Source organism: Neorhizobium sp. T6_25, from assembly GCF_002968555.1.
Classification (GTDB): domain Bacteria; phylum Pseudomonadota; class Alphaproteobacteria; order Rhizobiales; family Rhizobiaceae; genus Neorhizobium.
In genome coordinates this window covers 96,435-116,327 of record NZ_PVBL01000012.1, presented here as the reverse complement: position 1 = coordinate 116,327, position 19,893 = coordinate 96,435, and the positions used below count along the sequence as shown (strand labels likewise).

At 63.2% G+C, this 19,893-nt stretch carries 11 protein-coding genes; 6 read left to right on the top strand and 5 right to left on the bottom strand.

The features are described 5' to 3' along the window. Nucleotides 1–87: 87 nt before the first annotated feature. The gene (locus C5L10_RS17655; protein ID WP_105430727.1) at nucleotides 88–5,535 is read left to right on the top strand and encodes an alpha-2-macroglobulin family protein; all 5,448 of its coding nucleotides are present in this window, start codon (nucleotides 88–90) and stop codon (nucleotides 5,533–5,535) included. A 16-nt stretch (nucleotides 5,536–5,551) separates the two neighbouring features. Then, nucleotides 5,552–7,633, top strand: coding sequence for a penicillin-binding protein 1C (pbpC, locus tag C5L10_RS17650; RefSeq protein ID WP_105430726.1), 2,082 nt, complete (start codon nucleotides 5,552–5,554; stop codon nucleotides 7,631–7,633). A gap of 876 nt (nucleotides 7,634–8,509) precedes the next feature. On the opposite strand, the gene C5L10_RS17640 is transcribed toward pbpC, so the two are convergent. The 5 genes from C5L10_RS17640 to C5L10_RS17620 all read right to left on the bottom strand — a co-directional run bounded on the left by C5L10_RS17640 (nucleotide 8,510) and on the right by C5L10_RS17620 (nucleotide 13,921). Further along, nucleotides 8,510–9,364, bottom strand: coding sequence for a dipeptide ABC transporter ATP-binding protein (locus C5L10_RS17640; RefSeq protein WP_245448030.1), 855 nt, complete (start codon nucleotides 9,362–9,364; stop codon nucleotides 8,510–8,512). Further along, on the bottom strand, nucleotides 9,361–10,218 hold the full coding sequence (locus C5L10_RS17635) for an ABC transporter ATP-binding protein (RefSeq protein WP_105423287.1): 858 nt from the start codon (nucleotides 10,216–10,218) through the stop codon (nucleotides 9,361–9,363). The genes C5L10_RS17640 and C5L10_RS17635 overlap by 4 nt, the downstream gene beginning before the upstream one ends. A gap of 2 nt (nucleotides 10,219–10,220) precedes the next feature. Next, the gene (locus tag C5L10_RS17630) at nucleotides 10,221–11,087 is read right to left on the bottom strand and encodes an ABC transporter permease subunit (protein ID WP_046637453.1); all 867 of its coding nucleotides are present in this window, start codon (nucleotides 11,085–11,087) and stop codon (nucleotides 10,221–10,223) included. Nucleotides 11,088–11,164: 77 nt separating this feature from the next. Next, complete coding sequence (locus C5L10_RS17625) at nucleotides 11,165–12,169, bottom strand: ABC transporter permease subunit (RefSeq protein ID WP_046637329.1); 1,005 nt, start codon at nucleotides 12,167–12,169, stop codon at nucleotides 11,165–11,167. Between the two features lie 156 nt (nucleotides 12,170–12,325). Beyond that, entirely contained in the window at nucleotides 12,326–13,921 is a 1,596-nt protein-coding gene (locus tag C5L10_RS17620; protein ID WP_046665194.1) for an ABC transporter substrate-binding protein, read from the bottom strand. 530 nt (nucleotides 13,922–14,451) lie between these two features. On the opposite strand from C5L10_RS17620, the gene C5L10_RS17615 reads away from it, so the two are divergent. The 4 genes from C5L10_RS17615 to C5L10_RS17600 all read left to right on the top strand — a co-directional run bounded on the left by C5L10_RS17615 (nucleotide 14,452) and on the right by C5L10_RS17600 (nucleotide 19,804). Then, the gene (locus C5L10_RS17615; protein WP_105430725.1) at nucleotides 14,452–15,885 is read left to right on the top strand and encodes a M20 family metallopeptidase; all 1,434 of its coding nucleotides are present in this window, start codon (nucleotides 14,452–14,454) and stop codon (nucleotides 15,883–15,885) included. A gap of 133 nt (nucleotides 15,886–16,018) precedes the next feature. Next, nucleotides 16,019–17,374, top strand: coding sequence for an aspartate aminotransferase family protein (locus tag C5L10_RS17610; RefSeq protein WP_105430724.1), 1,356 nt, complete (start codon nucleotides 16,019–16,021; stop codon nucleotides 17,372–17,374). A 75-nt stretch (nucleotides 17,375–17,449) separates the two neighbouring features. Next, complete coding sequence (cls, locus tag C5L10_RS17605; protein ID WP_105403814.1) at nucleotides 17,450–18,910, top strand: cardiolipin synthase; 1,461 nt, start codon at nucleotides 17,450–17,452, stop codon at nucleotides 18,908–18,910. A 63-nt stretch (nucleotides 18,911–18,973) separates the two neighbouring features. Beyond that, entirely contained in the window at nucleotides 18,974–19,804 is an 831-nt protein-coding gene (locus C5L10_RS17600; protein WP_105430723.1) for an endonuclease/exonuclease/phosphatase family protein, read from the top strand. The last annotated feature ends 89 nt before the right edge of the window (nucleotides 19,805–19,893 follow it).

Below are 19,893 nucleotides of genomic sequence, written 5' to 3'. Positions count from 1 at the left end.
GCGGCCCGACGCATCGACGCTCGTTGACAAGTCACGGGATAGATTAGAAAACTGCCAGCTTCCGACGGCAGCCACGGGGGGACTTCCATGTCTAGGCGCGCGATATTCGGCTTTCTCGCTCTCATCGTTACCGCATTCGCTTTCGGCTCGCCGCTGACGGCGGCCGACCGGCGGATCGAAAGCACTCCGAACAGCGATTATCTCGGCTTCGATCTCAGAACCGTGAAAAATGTCAGCCAGCCCCAATGCGAGGCGGCCTGCATCGGCGACAATGCCTGCAAGGCTTTCACCTATAACGAGAAGGCCAAGTGGTGCTTCCTCAAGTCGGATTACAGCCAGCTCAACCCGTTCCAGGGCGCAACAGCCGGCAAGATCGTCGTAACGGCTATCGAACCGGATATCGGTGCTCCGCCGAAACTGTCCTTCCTCTCGGAAGACGTTCTCCAGCAGGCGCGTGATCAGAAGGATGGCCTGGCGCTCGGCGACAACCAGCAGGGTTACGGCGTCGAGAACCTCAAGACGATTGCCCAGGGCCAGTTGCTCGCCGGCAATGTCGATACGGCGATCTACAATTTCAAAGGCGCGCTTTCGATCATCCCCGATGACGGCGCGCTGTGGATCGAGCTCTCGCGCGCTGCCGGCACGGCCAAGAACAACAGCAGCGCCGATGGCGAAGGCACGCTTGCCGCGGTCAACGGCTACCAGCTTTCGCGTACCACGCAGACCCGGGCCGATGCGCTGGCGGTTCTCGGGGCCGCGCTTGCCAAACAGCAGAATTATCGCGCGGCGCTGAACGCCTACAAGGCAAGCCTTGGGCTGGTGAATGCCCGCACCGTGCAGGCCGCCTATAACGACCTGCGCGAACGCCAGGGTTTCCGCATGACCGGCAATACGGTCGATGCCGATAGCGTCAACCCGCGCGTCTGCGTGCAGTTCTCCGAACCGCTGGTGAAGATCGGCGTCGACTACGCTCCCTTTGTCGTGCTCAACGGCCAGGCGCCGAAGGCGATGGAAGCCAAGGGTAACCAGATCTGCGTCGAAGGCCTCACCCATGGACAGCGCTACAAGCTGTCGCTGCGCCGGGGCCTGCCGTCTTCCGTCGACGAGCCGCTTGTTGCCCAGGCCGATATCGACATCTACGTCAAGGACCGCTCGGCGTCCGTGCGGTTCACCGGCGACAGTTTCGTGCTGCCCTCGACCGCGCGCCGCGGCATTCCGATCGTCTCGGTCAATACCGAAAAGGCCAATCTGAAACTCTACCGGGTCGGCGACCGCAGTATCGCCCCGCTGCTCGCCAATTCGCAATTCCTGACCCAGATGGACGGCTATAACGCCACCCAGATCGAGGAGCAGAGCGGCGAACTGGTCTGGCAGGGCACGATCGATATCGCCCAGGACCTGAACAAGGACGTGGTGACCAGCTTTCCGGTCGACGAGGCTCTGCCGACCCGCAAGCCCGGCGTCTACATGCTGACGGCGGCCGCCGCCAATGCGACGAGCCAGGAATACGATGCCAAGGCGACCCAATGGTTCGTGGTGTCCGATATCGGGCTCACCACCTATGCCGGCACGGATGGCCTCAATGTCTTCGCCCGCTCGCTCGGCAGCGCCAAGCCGATGGCAGGGGTCGATCTGCAGCTTCTCGCCAAGAACAACGAAATCCTCGGTACGGCGAAGACCGATGCGGATGGCCGCGCGGTGTTCACCGCCGGCCTGATGCGCGGCACGGCGGCGATGGTGCCGGCGGTGCTGGCGGCCCAGAACAACGGCCAGGACTACGTCTTCCTCGACATGGCCCGTGCCGGGTTCGATCTGTCCGACCGTGGCGTGACGGGTCGCCCCGCACCCGGCGCGATCGACATCCTGCCCTGGACGGAGCGCGGCATCTATCGCCCCGGCGAAACCGTGCATGCCTCGGCGCTTGCCCGCAATATCGATGCGACGGCGATCGAGAACCTGCCGCTCACTTTCGTCTTCCTGCGCCCGGATGGCGTCGAGGATCGGCGGATGGTCAAGAACGGCTCGCTCGGCGGTTATGCGCTCGACCTGCCGCTGCTGGCAACCTCCATGCGCGGCACCTGGACGATGCAGATCTTCACCGATCCCAAGGGGTCGGCAATCGGCGAAAAGACCTTCCTCGTCGACGACTTCGTGCCGGACCGCATTGAATTCGACATGACCAGCGACGCCAAGGATATCGCGGTCGGGGAGCCGGTGCCGGTCAATATCGACGGCCGATATCTTTATGGCGCGCCGGCGGCAGGCCTCAATCTCGAAGGCGAGATCGCGCTGAAGACGACGCGCGAAAACCCCGCCTTCCCGGGCTACCAGTTCGGCCTCGTCGATGAAGAGGCGAGCGAAGCGGTTCGTATTCCGCTCGAGGAGCTCGAACCGCTCGACGACGACGGCAAGGCAACCTTCGACGCGACCGTTGCCGAAGCGCCTTCGACGACTCAGCTTGTGAACGCCGATATCGTGGTGCGGATGCAGGAGGCGGGCGGCCGGGCGATCGAGCGTTCGATCACCCTGCCGGTCAAGGCGGAAGGTGCGCGGATCGGCATCAAGCCGGAATTCTCCGGCGATCTCGGCGAAAATTCGGTCGGCAACTTCACCGTGATCATGGTGGACGCGGCCGGCAAGAAACAGGCGGTGCAGAACCTGCCCTGGAAGCTGATCAAGATCGACCGCGACTATCAATGGTATCGCGACGGCTCGTCATGGCGGTATGAGCCGGTGACCCGCACCAGCCAGGTTGCCAACGGCATGGTGAATGTCACGGCAGACGGCGGCAAGGTTTCCGTGCCGGTCAACTGGGGCCGCTACCGGCTCGAGGTCGAAACTGCCGATATCGGCGGGCCGACGTCCAGCGTCGAGTTTGATGCGGGCTGGTTCGTGGCCGCGACCTCGACCGAAACTCCGGATGCGCTTGAAATTGCGCTGGACAAGCAGAGCTACAAGGTCGGCGAGACGGCCAAGCTCAAGGTGTCGTCGCGTTATACCGGCGAGCTGATGATCACGTCGGGTTCCGAGAGCCTGATTGCGGTCAAGACTGCGAGCATCAGCGCGAATGGCGGCGAAGTCGACATTCCGGTCACCGCCGCCTGGGGGGCCGGTTCCTATGTCACGGCGACGCTTTATCGTCCGGGCCAGGCGCAGGAAAGCCGCATGCCGATGCGCGCCATCGGCGTCACCTGGCTGAAGGTCGATCCGGAAAGCCGCGATCTGCAGGTGCAGATCACCGCTCCGGAAAAAACGCTGCCGCGCCAGCCGCTGAATATCTCGCTGCAGGTTGCCGGAGCGGGCGCCAACGAGGACGCCTATGTCACCGTTGCTGCGGTGGATGTGGGCATCCTCAATCTCACGCGTTACCAGCCTCCCGCCCCGGATGACTGGTATTTCGGCCAGCGCCGCCTCGGCCTCGAAATCCGCGACCTCTACGGTCGCCTGATCGACGGCTCGCTCGGCGCCACCGGACGGCTGCGCACCGGCGGTGACGGCGGCAGCACGGCGCTGCAGTCGAGCCCGCCGAAGGAAAAGCTGATCGCCTTCTTCTCGGGTCCTGTAAAGCTCGACGCGCAGGGCAAGGCGAATGTCTCCTTCGACATTCCGCAGTTCAACGGCACGGCGCGCGTCATGGCGGTCGCCTGGTCGAAGACCGGCGTCGGGCATGGCGTCAAGGACGTGGTGATCCGCGATCCGGTCGTGATCACCGCCAGCCTGCCGCGCTTCCTGGCGCCTGGCGACCAGACCAATCTCAGGATCGATATCGCCAATACCGATGCGCCGGCCGGCGATTACCAGCTCGCTATCACCACCAACAAGCCGGTCGCCGTCGATCAGAAGGGGACCGGAAAGATCACGCTGGCCGCCGGCGGCAAGTCGGATGTCACGCTCGCGCTTCGCGGTGTCGAGCCGGGCGACGGGTCGATCCTGGTCCGCCTTTCGAATGCGTCGGGCATGTCGCTGGACCAGGTGCTCGATATTCCCGTGCGGCCTGCCGCCATGCCGATCACCCAGCAGCGGCTTGTCCAGCTGAAGCCGGGCGCCAGCGTGACCGTCGATGCCAACCTGCTTGCCGACAGCATCCTGCCGGGTGCCTCGGTCAGCGTGAACGTCAGCCGCTCGACCGCCTTCGACATTCCGGCGCTGCTGATGAGCCTCAGCCGTTATCCCTATGGCTGCGCGGAACAGACGACAAGCCGGGCCCTGCCGCTTCTCTATCTCAGCCAGATGGCGGTGCAGAACGGCCTTGCCGACGATACGGAAGTCAAGAAGCGGGTCCAGGATGCGATCTATCGCGTGCTGTCCTACCAGTCCTCGGCCGGCAGTTTCGGCCTCTGGGGTCCGGGCGGCGGCGATCTGTGGCTCGATTCCTACGTGAGCGACTTCCTTAGCCGGGCCCGTGAGCAGGGCTACGACGTGCCCGAACAGGCGCTCGTCCAGGCTCTCGACAGCCTGCAGAACTCGCTCGGCTTCACCAACAACGTCAAGGATCAGGGCAACGAGATCGCCTATGCGCTCTATGTGCTCGCCCGCAACCGCAAGGCCGCGATCAGCGACCTGCGTTATTACGCCGACACGATGCTGAACGACTTCCCGACGCCGCTCGCCAAGGCCCATATCGCCGCGGCGCTGGCGCTTTATGGCGATGCGCAGCGGTCAAAGAACATCTTTGCAGCCTCGCTGCAGATGTCGGAAGCAGCGCAGATCCAAAGGGTCAGCCTGTCGCGTTCGGACTACGGTTCGTCCTTGCGTGACGGTGCCGCGGTTCTGGCGCTTGCCGCCGAAAGCCGGCCGGTGCCGCCGATCGTTCCGGCGCTCGCCACCATCGTCGCCAAGGAATGGGGGCAGAAGAAATATACCAGCACCCAGGAACAGACCTGGATGCTGCTCGCCGCCCGCGCGCTGCAGAACGGTGACGACGGCCTGCGCCTGCAGGTCAACGGCGCCGACCATCGCGGCACGCTGATGTCGCAGATGACCGGCGATGCGCTGATCGGCCATCCGCTGACCGTCAAGAACAACAGCGCCGATCCGCTGGCTGCCTCAATCACCACGGTCGCGGCACCGGCTCAGCCGCTGCCTGCCGGCGGCGACGGGTTCCAGATCACCCGCACCTATTACTCGATGGACGGCGAGGAGACGAATGTCAGCGAAGCGCAGCAGAACCAGCGTTACGTGGCCGTGATCACCATCACCGAGAGCAACAGCTGGCCGTCGCGCATCGTCGTCACCGACCTTCTGCCGGCGGGGTTAGAGATCGACAATCCGAGCGTCGTCAACAGCGCCAGCCTCGCCAATTTCGACTGGATCGAGGACGTGCAGGCGGCCCATACCGAATTCCGCAACGACCGTTTCGTTGCGGCCTTCGACCGGAGTTCCGGCGACAACCGCGAGATCACGCTTGCCTATGTGGTCCGCGCCGTGACCCCCGGCGTCTACGATCATCCGGCTGCGCAGGTCGAGGACATGTATCGTCCGCAGTTCTCGGCCCGTACCGCAATGGGCAAGATGGAGGTGCTTGCCGCCCAGTAAGCGGCAGCTTGTTCCGATGAAGCTCAGGTGGAAACTTTCGATCGGTCTGGGTATCGGCCTCGGCGCAGCGGCGGGGCTGGTGGTCGGCCTCGATGCGGCCGACAGGGCCTATCCCCCGCCGCTCGAAAAGGCGCGGGTGGTTTCCGCCGAAGTGCTGGATGCGGATGGCGAACTGCTGCGCGCCTTCGCGACGCCCGAGGGGCGTTGGCGGCTTCGCACGAACACCGAAAACGTCGATCCGCGCTTCCTGAAAATGCTGGTCGCCTATGAGGACCAGCGTTTCTACGAGCATGGCGGCGTCGATCCGTGGGCGCTCGGCCGAGCGATGCTGCAGCTTGTCACCAACGGTCGCGTCGTTTCGGGCGCTTCGACACTGTCGATGCAGGTGGCGCGGCTGATCGAGCCGCGCGAGAGCCGGTCTGTCGCAGCCAAGCTCCGCCAGGTCGTCCGGGCCGTCCAGATCGAGCGACGGCTATCCAAGAGGGAAATCCTCGAACTCTACCTCACTCACGCGCCCTATGGCGGCAATCTGGAGGGCGTGCGGGCCGCGAGCCTTGCCTATTTCGGCAAGGAGCCGCGGCGGCTGACGGTGGCGGAAGCGGCACTTCTGGTCGCCCTGCCGCAATCCCCGGAGGGCCGGCGGCCGGACCGGCATTTCAAGGTTGCTCAGGCGGCTCGCGAACGGGTGCTGATGCGTTCGGCGGTTGCCGCGGTGACCGGCGACGGCGAGTCGGAGCGGGCGGCACGCGATGGCATCCCGGCACGCCGGCTGCAATTGCCCGCCTATGCGGCGCATCTCGCCGAAGCGGCGATCCGCAAGCAACCGAAAATCGAGCAGCACAAGACGACGCTGAGGCGCGGCATTCAGCAGGGGCTGGAACAGGTGGCGAGGGAGGCTTCGGTCAAGCTCAGCCCGAAGGTCTCTGTCGCCATGGTGATGGCGGATATCACGACGGGCGCGATCGTCGGCGAGGTCGGTTCGGCCGATTATTTCGATGCGAGCCGCTCCGGCTGGGTGGACATGACGCGGGTCAACCGCTCGCCAGGCTCGACGCTGAAGCCGTTCATCTACGGCCTCGCCTTCGAGCAGGGGCTGGTGTCCCAGGAAACGATCATCGAGGACCGGCCGGCGGATTTCTTCGGTTACCGGCCGAAAAATTTCGACATGACCTATCAGGGCGATGTCAGCGTCCGCCAGGCGTTGCAGCTTTCGCTCAACGTGCCGGCCGTGCGGCTGCTCGATGCCGTCGGCCCGTCGCGGCTGATGATCCGTTTCCGCCGTGCCGACGTGCGGCCGGTCCTGCCGGTCAACGAGGCGCCGGGCCTGGCGATCGGCCTCGGCGGCGTCGGCATCACGCTCAAGGATCTGGTGCAGGCCTATGCGGCGCTCGCCAATCGCGGCAATCCGATGCGAATCGGCAATGGCATCGAGGACCAGCCGGGCATGATCGACGGCGAGCCGCTTCTCGATCCGCAGGCGGTGTGGAACGTTACGGACATTCTGTCCGATGTGCTGCCGCCGCAGGGCAGCCGAAGGCTCGGCATCGCCTACAAGACCGGCACGAGTTACGGTTATCGCGACGCCTGGTCGGTCGGGTTCGACGGACGTCATGTGCTGGGCGTCTGGGTGGGGCGGCCGGACAATGGCGCAGTGCCGGGCATTGCCGGTTATCAGACCGCGGCGCCGATCCTGTTCGAGGCGTTTTCCAAGTCCGGCGTGCCGATCACGCCGCTGCCATCCGCGCCGTCGGGTGCCGTCCGCATTGCGCAGGCCGAACTGCCGATCAGCCAGAGGCGGTTCTCGATGACCGCGAACGGGCTTTTTTCCGCCTCGACGCGGGAGCCGGCACCACAGATCGTTTATCCGCCGGAAGGCGCACGGGTCGATCTCGGGGCGTTATCGGGCGATATCTCGCCGCTGGTCCTGAAGCTGCAGGGCGGCCGCGCGCCGTTCCGCTGGCTCGCCAACGGCAAGCCGCTCAGCGAGCTGTCCCGCCGCCGGACCAGCGAATGGAAACCGGATGGTGCCGGTTATTCGACGCTGACGGTGATCGACGCCGCCGGCCGTGCCGCGAGCGTTCGGGTTTTCGTGGAATAGAAATGTTGGAGCTTCCGCGAGGAAGGCGTTCAAGCGTTGGCTTGGCTTCGGCCAACACTTTGGAGCCCGCGCAGTCGCCTGCCGTGGTTTTCAAAGATCGGAGAGCCCACACGAATGCGGAACCTCATTTTGTTTAGTATGTGTGGCTCCGCATTCGCGTGGCCTTCGGCGTCTTTTCGGGGCTTCCGGCCCCTACAGGTGATCATCTCGCCTCGCTGCGTGGCTTTATTCGCGCCCATCCTTTCGGGACAGGCCCGCCACTTGCACGGCTCAACCGAACCGGACATGGCTGTCCGGGGGAGGCTTGATAGGCGGCGCGGTTTGAAGACCTTGCCGCCATGGCTTTCACCTCTTCCACCTTTCCCGCACGTTACGGTTCCGATGAAAGCGCCGGCCTCCGCCTGCCCGCGAACGTCTCGCGAAACACTCCGGCGACGGGAGCGGGGGGATTGTAGGCACGGGCTGGGAAGGTGGGGATGATGAGGCGGTTAAGTCATTGGCGATGCTGGAAGGCGACGATCAATTATCCACGGGCGAAAGCCAGAAGTGATCGGAGGTGTGCCTCGTCATACCCCCCTCTGTCCTGCCGGGCATCTCCCCCTCAAGGGGGGAGATCGGCCAGAAGCGAGGTCTTACCCAACCAAAAGCCTTGAGCTTGCCGAACTCTCCCCTGCCAGCTTCCTACCGTCGCACAATCAGAGAGAGACCGCAGAGCATGCCTCCTTCGATCTCCCCCCTTGAGGGGGAGATGCCCGGCAGGGCAGAGGGGGGTGCCTCCCGGAACAACCTCTCTCAAACCGCCCAGCGACCGGACCGCTCAATATTCCCGAAAAATCGGCTTTTCGGAAGCATGATGCGGTCGCTTCGAAGGGCGTCCTAAGCTGCCGCCGTCGCCTTTTTCTTCGCCACGCGGGCACGGATCGACTCGATGTCGGCCTTCGGCGTGGCCTTGAAAAGCGTGCGGGTATAGTCGTGCTTCGGGTCGGAAAACACCTCTTCGCGGGTGCCGTATTCCACGGCCTCGCCGAAATACATCACCATCACCTCGTCGGCGATGTAGCGCACGACGGAGAGGTCGTGGCTGATGAAGACGTAGGTGAGGTTGAACTCGTCCTGGAGATCGGCGAGCAGGTTCAGCACCTGGGCCTGTACCGAGAGGTCGAGCGCCGAAACCGGTTCGTCGAGCACGAGAAGCTTCGGGTTCATCATCAGCGCGCGGGCGATCGCGACGCGCTGGCGCTGGCCGCCCGAGAACATATGCGGATAACGGTTATAGTGTTCCGGGCCGAGGCCGACTTTCGTCAGCATCTCGCTGGCGCGGTCGCGGCGTTCGCCGGCCGACATGTCGGTGTTGATCGCCAAGGGTTCGCCGAGCACATCGCCGATCTTCTGGCGCGGGTTCAGCGAGCCATAGGGGTTCTGGAAGACGATCTGCACCTTCTGGCGCATTTCCTGGGTCAGGTGGCCCGGGCGGGTATCGACCTTCTTGTTGTCGATCAGCAGGTCGCCGCCGGTCGGCTCGTCGATGAAGGTCAGCATGCGGGCAAGGGTGGATTTGCCGCAGCCGCTTTCGCCGACGATCGCCAGCGTCTTGCCGCGTTCGAGCTTGAAGGAAACGCCCTTCACCGCATGGATGATCTTCTTCGGCTTGAAGAGGCCGCCCGGCAGTTCGTAATCGCGCTTGATGTCGCGCACTTCGAGCATGGTGTTATCGGTCATATTATTGCTCATGCGCGTGCCTCCGGCGCGGGTTCCGGATTGCCGTCGAAGAAGGCGGAAACGGTGGTCAGGCGGTCGCCGGTCGCGTTTTCCGGCAGGGCCGCCAGCAGCGCCTTGGTATAGTTGCTCTTCGGGCTCTCGAAGAGGGAAAGCACGTCGGCCTCCTCCATCTTGCGGCCCTTGTACTGCACGATGACGCGGTCGGCTGTCTCGGCGACCACGCCCATGTCATGGGTGATCATGATCAGGCCCATGCCGTTCTTCGCCTGCAGCGCCATGATCAGGTCGAGGATCTGCTTCTGGATCGTCACGTCGAGCGCGGTGGTCGGCTCGTCGGCGATCAGCAGTTTCGGATTGCAGGCGATCGCAATCGCGATCATCACGCGCTGGCACTGGCCGCCCGACATCTGGTGCGGAAAGTGGTTCAGCCGCTCTTCCGGGTTGGGCAGGCCGACCTGGCTGAACAGCTCGATTGCGCGGGCGCGACGGGCCTTGCTGTCCAGGCCGAGATGGATGCGCAGCACTTCCTCGATCTGGAAGCCGACCGTGAAGCACGGGTTGAGGCTCGCGACCGGCTCCTGGAAGATCATCGCGATGTCCTTGCCGATCAGTTTGCGGCGCTCGGCCGGGCTGATGTTCTGGATGTCGCGGCCTTCGAAGAGCATGCGGTCGGCGGTGATCTTGGCGGTCCACGGGAGCAGTCCCATGACGGCAAGCATGGCGACGGACTTGCCGGAGCCGGATTCACCGACGATTGCCAGAACCTCGCCCTTTTCGACCGAGACGGAGACGCCGTCGACGGCGCGGAACCAGCCGGTTGCGGTTTCGAATTCGACGATGAGGTTGTCGATTTGCAAGAGTGCCATGATCAGGACCTCTTCAGTTTCGGGTCGAGCGCATCGCGCAGGCCGTCGCCCATCAGGTTGATGGCGAGAACGGTGACGAGAATGGCAACGCCGGGGAAGGTGACGACCCACCAGGCGCGCAGGATGAATTCACGCGCTTCGGCAAGCATCGTGCCCCATTCCGGTGCCGGCGGCTGGGCGCCCATGCCGAGGAAGCCGAGAGCGGCTGCATCGAGAATGGCGTTCGAGAACGAGAGCGTCGCCTGGACGATCAGCGGCGCGGTGCAGTTCGGCAGGATGGTGCGGAACATCAGGCGCAGCGGGCCGGCGCCAGCAAGCCTTGCGGCGGTCACATAGTCGCGGGACTTCTCGGCCATCACTGCGGCGCGGGTGAGGCGCACGAAATGCGGCTGCAGGGTGAGCGCGATGGCGATCATGCCGTTGGTGAGGCTCGGGCCAAGGATCGCGACGAGCACGAGGGCGAGCAGCAGCGACGGGAAGGCGAGGATGATATCCATCAGGCGCATGATGACGGTATCGATCCAGCCGCGGTAATAACCGGCGATCAGGCCGACGATGATGCCGCCGGTGAGCGACAGCGTCGTCACGAAGACGCCGATGAACAGCGAATACTGCGCGCCATAGATCAGGCGGGACAGGATGTCGCGGCCGACAGGATCGGTGCCGAGCAGATAGGACGGGTTGCCGCCCTCGGCCCAGGCCGGCGGAAGCAGGGCGAAATCGCGATACTGCTCGAACGGCGAATGCGGGGCGATGAACGACGCGAAGATCGCCACGATGACGAGGGCGACGAAAATGACGAGGCCCAGAACGGCGCCGCGATTTTCGGAAAAGTAGAACCAGAACTCGCGGAGCATCTGGCGGCGCATCGCGGCGCTGGAAACCGGTTCGGCGATCTTGGTAACAGTGGTATCGGCCACGGGATTTTCTCCTTCTTGATGCCGGATCAGTGTCGGATTCTGGGGTTGATCAGGCCGTAGAGCAGATCAACGATGAGATTGACGAACATGATGATGGCCGCGATCAGGAGCAGGCCGCCCTGGATGACGGCGTAGTCGCGGCGGAAGACGCTGTCGACCATCCACTTGCCGATGCCCGGCCAGGAGAAGATCGTCTCCGTCAGGATGGCGCCGGCGAGCATGACGCCGATCTGCAGGCCGATCGTGGTGATGACCGGGATCATGGCGTTGCGCAGCGCATGGATGCCGACGACGCGGAAGGGCGAGAGGCCCTTGGCGCGAGCGGTGCGGACATAATCTTCCGAGAGCACTTCCAGCATGGCGGAGCGCGTCTGGCGGGCGATGACCGCGAGCGGAATGGTCGCAAGCACGATCGACGGCAGGGCAAGATGGCTGATCGCCGAGGCAAAGGCGCCCTTCTGTCCCGACAGCAGCGAATCGATCAGCATGAAACCGGTGACCGGCGGGAAGAAGAACATCAGCGAGATGCGGCCGGAAACCGGGAACCATTGCAGGGTTCCGGAGAACAGGATGATCAGCAGCAGGCCCCACCAGAAGATCGGCATCGAATAACCGACAAGCGCGATGCCCATCAGCCCCTGGTCGAAGATCGAGCCGCGCTTGATCGCGGCGATCACGCCGGCCGGGATGCCGAGCGCGACGGCGATGACGATGGCGCAGAAGGAAAGTTCCACGGTCGCCGGAAACAGCGCCCAGAACTGGTCGAGGATCGGCTTCTTGGACACGATCGACGACCCGAAATCGCCGGTCAGCACGCCGCCGAGATAATCGAAATACTGGACGACCAGCGGCCGATCCAAGCCGAGCTGTGCACTGATCTGGGCATGCCGCTCCGGCGACATGACACGTTCGCCGGAAAGAAGCGCAACCGGATCACCCGGCAGAAGTCGGATAAATGAAAAAGCAATGATCGAGACCCCGATGAAAGTCGGGATCAACACGGCGATACGCCGCAACAGGAAGCCAAACATTCGAAACCTTCGTGGTTTTTGGTTCGTGGCCGATTCACGGTTTTGTCAAGCCATGAAGACGGCAATCGTGGCGTCTTCGCCAAATTTTGGCGTCTCATAAGAAAATGCCGCGGGAAACGCAACGCGTCCCGCGGCAAAATCGTCGTGAAGCAGAAATTACTGCGCGATATCGACCGCTTCGAAGGTGAAGTCGCCGAGCGGGCTCTGGGTAAAGCCGGTCACGCCCTTGCGCATCGGTACGACCGAGAGGGAGTGATCGATGGTTGCCCAGGGAGCGTCCTTCTTGAAGATCGCCTGAGCCTCTTCGTAGAGCTTGGTGCGCTCGGCCAGGTCGGAGACGACCTTGGCCTTCTTCACCAGGGCGTCGAACTCCTTGTTGCACCACTGAGCGCGGTTGTTGCCGCCGACAGCATCGCAGCCGAGCAGCGTATCAAGGAAGTTGTCCGGATCGCCGTTGTCGCCGGTCCAGCCCATGATGGCGGCGCCATCGCGGTTCTTGTCCTTCGAACGCTGCAGGTATTCAGCCCATTCGAAGGAAACGATCTCGACCTTGACGCCAATCTTGGCAAAGTCGTCCTGGATGATTTCGGCCGCGCGGCGGGCATTCAGCATGTAGGGACGCGAAACCGGCATCGCCCAGACCTTCATGGAAAGGTCCTTGACGCCTGCGTCGGCGAGCATCTTCTTGGCCGCTTCGAGGTCGTACGTGTCGTCCTGGGTGGCCTTGCTGTAGGACCACATGGTCGGCGGGATCGGGTTGACGGCAGGTGTCGCCATGCCCTGGAAGACGGAATCGACGATCGCCTTCTTGTTGATCGCCTTGTTCAGCGCCTTGCGGACTTCCAGCTTGTCGAACGGAGCCTTGGTCGTGTTGTAGGCGAGATAGGCGACGTTCAGGCCTTCCTGCTCCAGAACCTGGAGGCTCGGATCAGCCTTCATGGCCTTCACGTCGGCGGCGTTCGGATAGGGCATCAGGTGGCATTCGCCGGCCTTGAGCTTCTGGTAACGAACGGCAGCGTCGGTGGTGATCGCGAACACGAGGTCGTCGATCTTCGGAGCCGGGCCCCAGAAATCGGCGTTCTTCTTGAAGCGGATGACGGCATCCTGCTGGTAGCCGACGAAGGTGAACGGACCGGTGCCGACCGGCATCTGGTTCAGCTGTTCCTTCTTGCCGGCCTTGTCGAGGCTGTCGGCATATTCCTTCGACACGATCGAGGCGAACGGCATGGCGAGGTTGGCGAGGAACGGTGCTTCCGGACGGTTGAGCGTGACCTTGACGGTCAGGTCGTCGACCTTCTCGATCGACTTGATGAGCTTCGGAAAGCCCATGCCATCAGCATATTCCCAGGTCGCGCCGGAAATATACTTGTTCCAGGCGTTCTTCTCGTCGATCTGGCGGCCGATCGAGAAGACGACGTCGTCGGCGTTCAGGTTACGGGTCGGTTTGAAGAAGTCGGTCGTCTGGAACTTGACGTTCGGACGCAGCTTGAAGGTGTAGACGGTGCCGTCAGCGGAAATCTCCCAGCTCTGGGCGAGGCCTGCTTCCGGCTGGGTGGTGCCCGACTTGAACTCGAGCAGGCGGTTGTAGATCGGATGCGCCGAAGCGTCGAAGGTCGTGCCGGCGGTATAGATGCCGGGGTCGAAGCCTTCCGGAGAACCTTCCGAGCAATATACGAAGGTCTTGGCGCTGGCGCCGCTTGCGAAGAATGTTGCCGACAGCAGCGCTGCGGCAAGGGTGAGTTTGTATTTCATTTGGATCTCCCGATGACCTGTGGCCGGCTTATACGCCGTGCCCGGTGGATGTCTTCAGCTGGAATGGCGCGTATATAGCGCCCAACGACTGGTATTCCCGTGTTCACCTCCTGGCCGGCGATATTTCGCTGCGGCCGGCCTACAAAATGCGTTTCTCCTGGCGGGTCCGCGACGGCCTTCAGGCCGTGCATGCCCCTGTTACCTGATTCCGATCAACGGCCTCCCGCCGTATCGAATTTCACGCCCGCTTCTTTCTTTAGAAAATTTTCCACAAAATTGGCCAAATCTCGGTGCATTTTTATTAGCTTCGGCGCGTTTCGTAGATTTGCCTGCGGGCCGTGGCGCGGGAGCATAACGATTATGGTCCGGTTGTCGAGATACTAACATTCGCGTGCCAATCACATCCGCATTCCTTCCCCTCCATCCCTCCGCACAGCCTGTTTTTGCTGCAATGCCGCATTGCCATCGGCCAGGAATTGGCTACGGTTCGGGCCTTCCGACCAGCATAGATCTATCGAGGCAATGGTTTCATGACGACAGGCAATTCCAATCTCCCGCTCGTTTGGGATTTCATCGACCGCAAAAAAGAGGTCTTCACGGAACTCGCGGACCGCGTCTGGGAGACGCCGGAAACCTGCTACATGGAGACGCTTTCGGCTGCCGCGCACCGCGAGATGCTGGAGGCGCAGGGCTTCAAGATCACCGAGAACGTCGCCGGCATTCCGACCGCGCTGATCGGTGAGGCGGGCGAAGGTGGTCCGGTGATCGCCTTCCTCGGCGAATACGATGCGCTGGCCGGTCTCAGCCAGAAGGCCGGCGTCACCCGGCATGACCCGACGACCCCTGGTGCCAACGGCCATGGCTGCGGCCACAATCTTCTCGGTTCCGCATCGCTGCTGGCCGCGACCGCGCTGAAGGATTGGCTGGAAAAGACCGGCACGCCCGGCCGCGTGCGATATTACGGCTGCCCGGCGGAAGAAGGCGGTGCCGCCAAGGCGTTCATGGTGCGGGCCGGTGCCTTCGAGGATGTCGACATCGCAATCAGCTGGCATCCGAGCAATTTCGCCGGCGTGCAGCGGGAGACCTCGCTTGCCAACTGCCGGATCGACTTCACCTTCACGGGCCGCGCCGCGCATGCGTCAGCGGTGCCCGAACTCGGCCGCAGTGCGCTCGATGCCGTCGAACTGATGAGCGTCGGTGTCAATTATATGCGCGAGCACATGCCGTCCGAGAGCCGCATCCACTATGCGGTCCTGGACAGCGGAGGCATCTCGCCGAACGTCGTGCAGGCGCATGCCAAGGTGCGCTACGTCGTCCGCTCCGCGGATCTGCCCGGCCTTTTCACGCTGATCGAACGGGTCAAGAAGGTCGCCGAAGGTGCGGCGCTGATGACCGAGACCAAGGTCGAGAGCACGATCCTGGCCGGCGTCTCCAACCTCGTCGTCAATACGCCGCTGATGGACGTCATGCAGGACGTCTGGGACAGCATGGGCCCGCCGCCGTTCGACGCCGCGGATATCGAGTTTGCCGAACAGATCCGTGCCACGCTGACGCCGGAAGACATTGCCGCAAGCTGGAACCAGGAGCGCCTGGAACAGCGGGATATCCCGCTTGCCGACTTCATCCTGCCGGCGCACACCGAAAACCGCCAGATGGGCGGTTCGACGGATGTCGGCGATGTCAGCTGGGTCGTGCCGACCGTGCAGGCCTATGGCGCGACGCTCGCCGTCGGCACCCAGCTTCATACCTGGCAGGTGGTGGCGCAGGGCAAGAGCCCGCTTGCCCACAAGGGCATGGTTTCCGTCGCCAAGGCGATGGCCGCGACCGGACTGGCCGCCATGACAAGCGATCAGCTCCGCGAGGCGGCCTGGGCCGATCTCAAGAAGCGGCGCAAGGGACAGGACTACAAAAGCCCCATTCCGGCCGGCGCCGAACCTCCTGTCGCGGCAATGACGCTGAAATGACCAAATAAACTGATCGACGCGTCAACTATTTTGAACGGTCGGCCTCTCTGAAAACGGCGATTTGGGCTGTCCAATATCGCCGTTTCCGCCTATGAAATTTATGCGCCGTTGCGTGTCTCACAGGAGGTCCGTCGTGACTATTCAGCCCAATTCCATCGAAGCCCGGGACAAGGCTTACCAGCTCCACTCCTACACCAATGCCCGCGCGCTGGAGCGTGACGGATCGCTGGTGATCGACCGCGGCGAGGGCATCTATGTCTACGACGTGAACGGCAACAAATATATCGAGGGCATGGCCGGGCTCTGGAGCGTCGGCGTCGGTTTCGGCGAAAGCCGGCTCGTCGAAGCGGCCGCCAGGCAGATGGCGAAGCTCCCCTATTACCATACCTTTACGCTCCGCAGTCACGGCCCGTCGATCGATCTTGCCGAGAAGCTGATCCAGATGGCGCCTGTGCCGATGTCGAAGGCCTATTTCACCAATTCCGGTTCCGAGGCCAACGACACCGCCATGAAGATGGTCTGGTATCGCTCGAACGCGCTCGGCAAGCCGGAAAAGAAGAAGATCATTTCGCGCATCAAGGGCTATCACGGCGTCACGATCGCCAGCGCCAGCCTGACCGGCCTGCCGAACAACCACCGCTCCTTCGACCTGCCGCTCGCCGGCGTCTTCCACACGACCTGCCCGCATTACCGCGCCTTCAGCGAAGAAAACGAGACGGAGGCGGCCTTCGTCGAGCGCTGCGCCAAGGACCTCGAAGACCTGATCCTCAGGGAAGGGCCGGAAACCGTCGCCGCCTTCATAGGCGAGCCGGTCATGGGAGCGGGCGGCGTCATCGTTCCGCCGGCCGGTTACTGGGATGCGATCCAGAAGGTGCTCAGGAAATACGATATCCTGCTGATCGCCGACGAGGTGATCTGCGGCTTCGGGCGCACCGGCGAGATGTTCGGCACCACGACCTATTCCCTGCAGCCGGACATCATGACGCTGTCGAAGCAGATTTCGTCGTCCTACCAGCCCATCTCGGCGCTGCTGATCAACGAGAACGTCTACGGACCGCTTGCCGACGAATCGGCGAAGATCGGCACGTTCGGCCATGGCGTAACCGCGGCCGGCCACCCGGTTGCCGCGGCGGTCGCGCTGGAAAACCTGGCGATCATCGAAGAACGCGACCTCGTCGGCAATGTCCGGGCGCTGGCACCGAAGTTCCAGAGCCGGCTGAAGGCGCTGGAAAGCCATCCGCTGGCGATCGAAGCGCGCGGCGTCGGCCTCATCGGCGCCCTGGAACTGAAGCCACGCGACGGTTTCGCGGCCGGCCAGCTCGGTCCCAAGCTGCTGGCGATCATGCTCGAAAAAGGCCTGATTTCGCGGGCGATCGGCGACTCGCTGGCGCTCTGCCCGCCGATGATCATCAACGAGCAACAGATCGACACGATCTTCGACACGTTCGAAGCTTCGCTCGAGGTCTTCGAGAAGCAGCTCGCCGCCTGATACCTGCCGGAGCCGCGCTAACCTATTGGTGCGGCTCCGATTGCGATTGCGCGAAGCGCGCCTATATTGCTCGCCATGCTCGATCTCATCGAACCCTACTGGCCGCATATCCTCTTCGTTTTGTCGGTCCTGATGGGGGCCGCAGCTGCGATTCACGCAGCGATGACCAAGGAAGAAGTCCGCTCGGCGATCGGCTGGGTCGGCGTCATCGTTCTGTCTCCGATCGTCGGCGCGCTGCTTTACCTGGTCGCCGGGATTAACCGCATCCGACGTTCGGTGATCAGCGACCGCCGCGCGCTGCTGCAGGGAGAAATCCGCGCGCATGTGGTTTCCTATGACGCGACGAACAACCTGATCATCGAGGATTTCGGACACCGCTTCCGGGCGATGAAGACGCTCGGCGACCGGGTGACGCGCCACCGGCTGACGACCGGCAATACGATCGTCGCGCTCGATACCGGCGACGAAGCCTATGGGGCGATGCTGAAGGCGATCGCCAAGGCGAAACGCAGCCTCATTCTCGAGACCTATATCTTCGACCGGGACAGGATCGGCATCCGGTTCGCGGAAGCCCTGATTGCCGCGGTCAAGCGCGGCGTCGAGGTGCGCGTGCTGATCGATGCGGTCGGCGCCCGATATTCGGTTCCGAGCGTGCTCGGCATGCTGAGAGACGGCGGCGTCACCGCCGATGTCTTCAACGGCAACGTCATCATGGGGCTGCGGCTGCCTTATGCGAACCTGCGCACCCACCGGAAGATCCTGGTCATCGACGGCCGGGTGGCGTTTACCGGCGGCATGAACATCCGCGAAGGTTTTTCGAGCGAATTCAGCGGCAACAAATGTTCGTTCGACACCCATTTCAAGGTAACCGGGCCGGTTGTCGCCGACCTGTTTGCAATTGCCGCCGCCGATTGGCGATATGCCGCCGACGAGGCGTTGGAGGGCGCGGCCTGGGCGCTGCAGGCGCCTGAGACGGAGGCCGGTTCGCCGGTCATCATGCGCGCCGTTTCTTCCGGACCCGACCGGAGCGTCGAGACGAACCACAAGATGCTGATGGGCGCGTTTTCCGTGGCGCGTTCCTCGATCCGCATCGTATCGCCGTATTTCCTGCCGGACCGCGAACTGATCACCGCGCTCGTCACGGCTGCCCGGCGTGGGGTGGAGGTCGATATCGTGGTGCCGACCGCCAACAATCTCGTTCTGGTCGATCGGGCGATGACCGCGCAGTTCGACCAGATGCTGAAGAACTACTGCCGGATCTGGCGGGCATCCGGGCCGTTCAACCATTCCAAGCTTCTGGTGATCGACGGGCGCTGGGCCTATGTCGGCTCCTCCAACCTCGATCCGCGATCTCTCCGGCTCAATTTCGAGGTCGATCTCGAAGTCTTGGACTGCCCTTTCGCGGAAGCTTTGGAACGAAGGATCGACCTGGCCATTTCTTCCGCAACCGAAGTGACGCTCGATGGGTTGATGGCAAGGCCCTTCCTCGTGCGTCTCATCGAACGCGTGTTCTGGCTGGGGTCCCCCTATCTCTAGTTGCTGGATAGATGGGCCGCTTGCCCTATAAATTTCATTGATCGGCGAATAGTCAAAAGAACCATGCGGGAAAAACGTCCCAATCTTCCAAAAAGCATTCTGGCTTCCATCCGGGCTCGAAGGAACCGCGGCGCCGGAACGCATGAGGGGCGCGAACGCGGTCACGGCATGCTGATCGCCTCCTACAACGTTCACAAATGCGTGGGTATCGACGGCAGGTTCGATCCTGGCCGCACCAGCCATGTGATCCGGGAGATCGGCGCGGATGTGATCGCGCTGCAGGAAGCGGATTCCCGGTTCGGCGAGCGGCGCGGCCTGCTCGACCTCGCGTGGATGGAGCGGGAGACGGGGCTTTTCCCGGTGCCGGTCTCCGGTGTCGCCAAGGCGCATGGCTGGCATGGCAATGTGATCCTCTTTCGCGAAGGCCTGGTGCGCGACGTTCATCAGGTCAAGCTGCCGGGGCTCGAGCCGCGCGGTGCCTTGATCACCGAACTGGAGCTCAAGGACGGCAGCGCATTTCGGATCATCGCGGCCCATCTCGGCCTGCTCAACCGTTCGCGTCAGCAGCAGGCACGCATGATCCTCGACATTCTGCGTTCGCGTGACGAACAGCCGACGGTGCTCATGGGCGATCTCAACGAATGGCGGCTTGGCGACCGCTCTTCCCTGAATACGCTTGCGACCGTGTTCGGTCTCCCGGCTGCGGTGCCGAGCTTCCCATCACGGCTGCCGGTGCTGGCGCTCGATCGCATCATGGCGAACCAGCCCGGGCTGATCGATGCCGTCGAAACCCATGACAGCCCGCTTGCGCGGCTTGCGTCCGACCACCTGCCCATCAAGGCGGTGGTAAAGCTCGGTTCCCTGCCGTTGTCTCAAGGAGCGGAAGCCGGCTGAGCCGATCCTTTTCCGGTCTTTACCGAAACGGAAACCGCCGATAGGTTTGCGGCCTCACCGCCTCGCCCCTCCGAAACGGAATTCCCCGC

Bases quoted from the DNA above. Each gene is read 5' to 3' on its own strand.
- C5L10_RS17655 (WP_105430727.1), top strand. From the start codon at position 88: ATGTCTAGGCGCGCGATATTCGGCTTTCTCGCTCTCATCGTTACCGCA.
- pbpC (WP_105430726.1), top strand. From the start codon at position 5,552: ATGAAGCTCAGGTGGAAACTTTCGATCGGTCTGGGTATCGGCCTCGGC.
- C5L10_RS17640 (WP_245448030.1), bottom strand. From the start codon at position 9,364: ATGAGCAATAATATGACCGATAACACCATGCTCGAAGTGCGCGACATC.
- C5L10_RS17635 (WP_105423287.1), bottom strand. From the start codon at position 10,218: ATGGCACTCTTGCAAATCGACAACCTCATCGTCGAATTCGAAACCGCA.
- C5L10_RS17630 (WP_046637453.1), bottom strand. From the start codon at position 11,087: ATGCGCCGCCAGATGCTCCGCGAGTTCTGGTTCTACTTTTCCGAAAAT.
- C5L10_RS17625 (WP_046637329.1), bottom strand. From the start codon at position 12,169: ATGTTTGGCTTCCTGTTGCGGCGTATCGCCGTGTTGATCCCGACTTTC.
- C5L10_RS17620 (WP_046665194.1), bottom strand. From the start codon at position 13,921: ATGAAATACAAACTCACCCTTGCCGCAGCGCTGCTGTCGGCAACATTC.
- C5L10_RS17615 (WP_105430725.1), top strand. From the start codon at position 14,452: ATGACGACAGGCAATTCCAATCTCCCGCTCGTTTGGGATTTCATCGAC.
- cls (WP_105403814.1), top strand. From the start codon at position 17,450: ATGCTCGATCTCATCGAACCCTACTGGCCGCATATCCTCTTCGTTTTG.
- C5L10_RS17600 (WP_105430723.1), top strand. From the start codon at position 18,974: ATGCGGGAAAAACGTCCCAATCTTCCAAAAAGCATTCTGGCTTCCATC.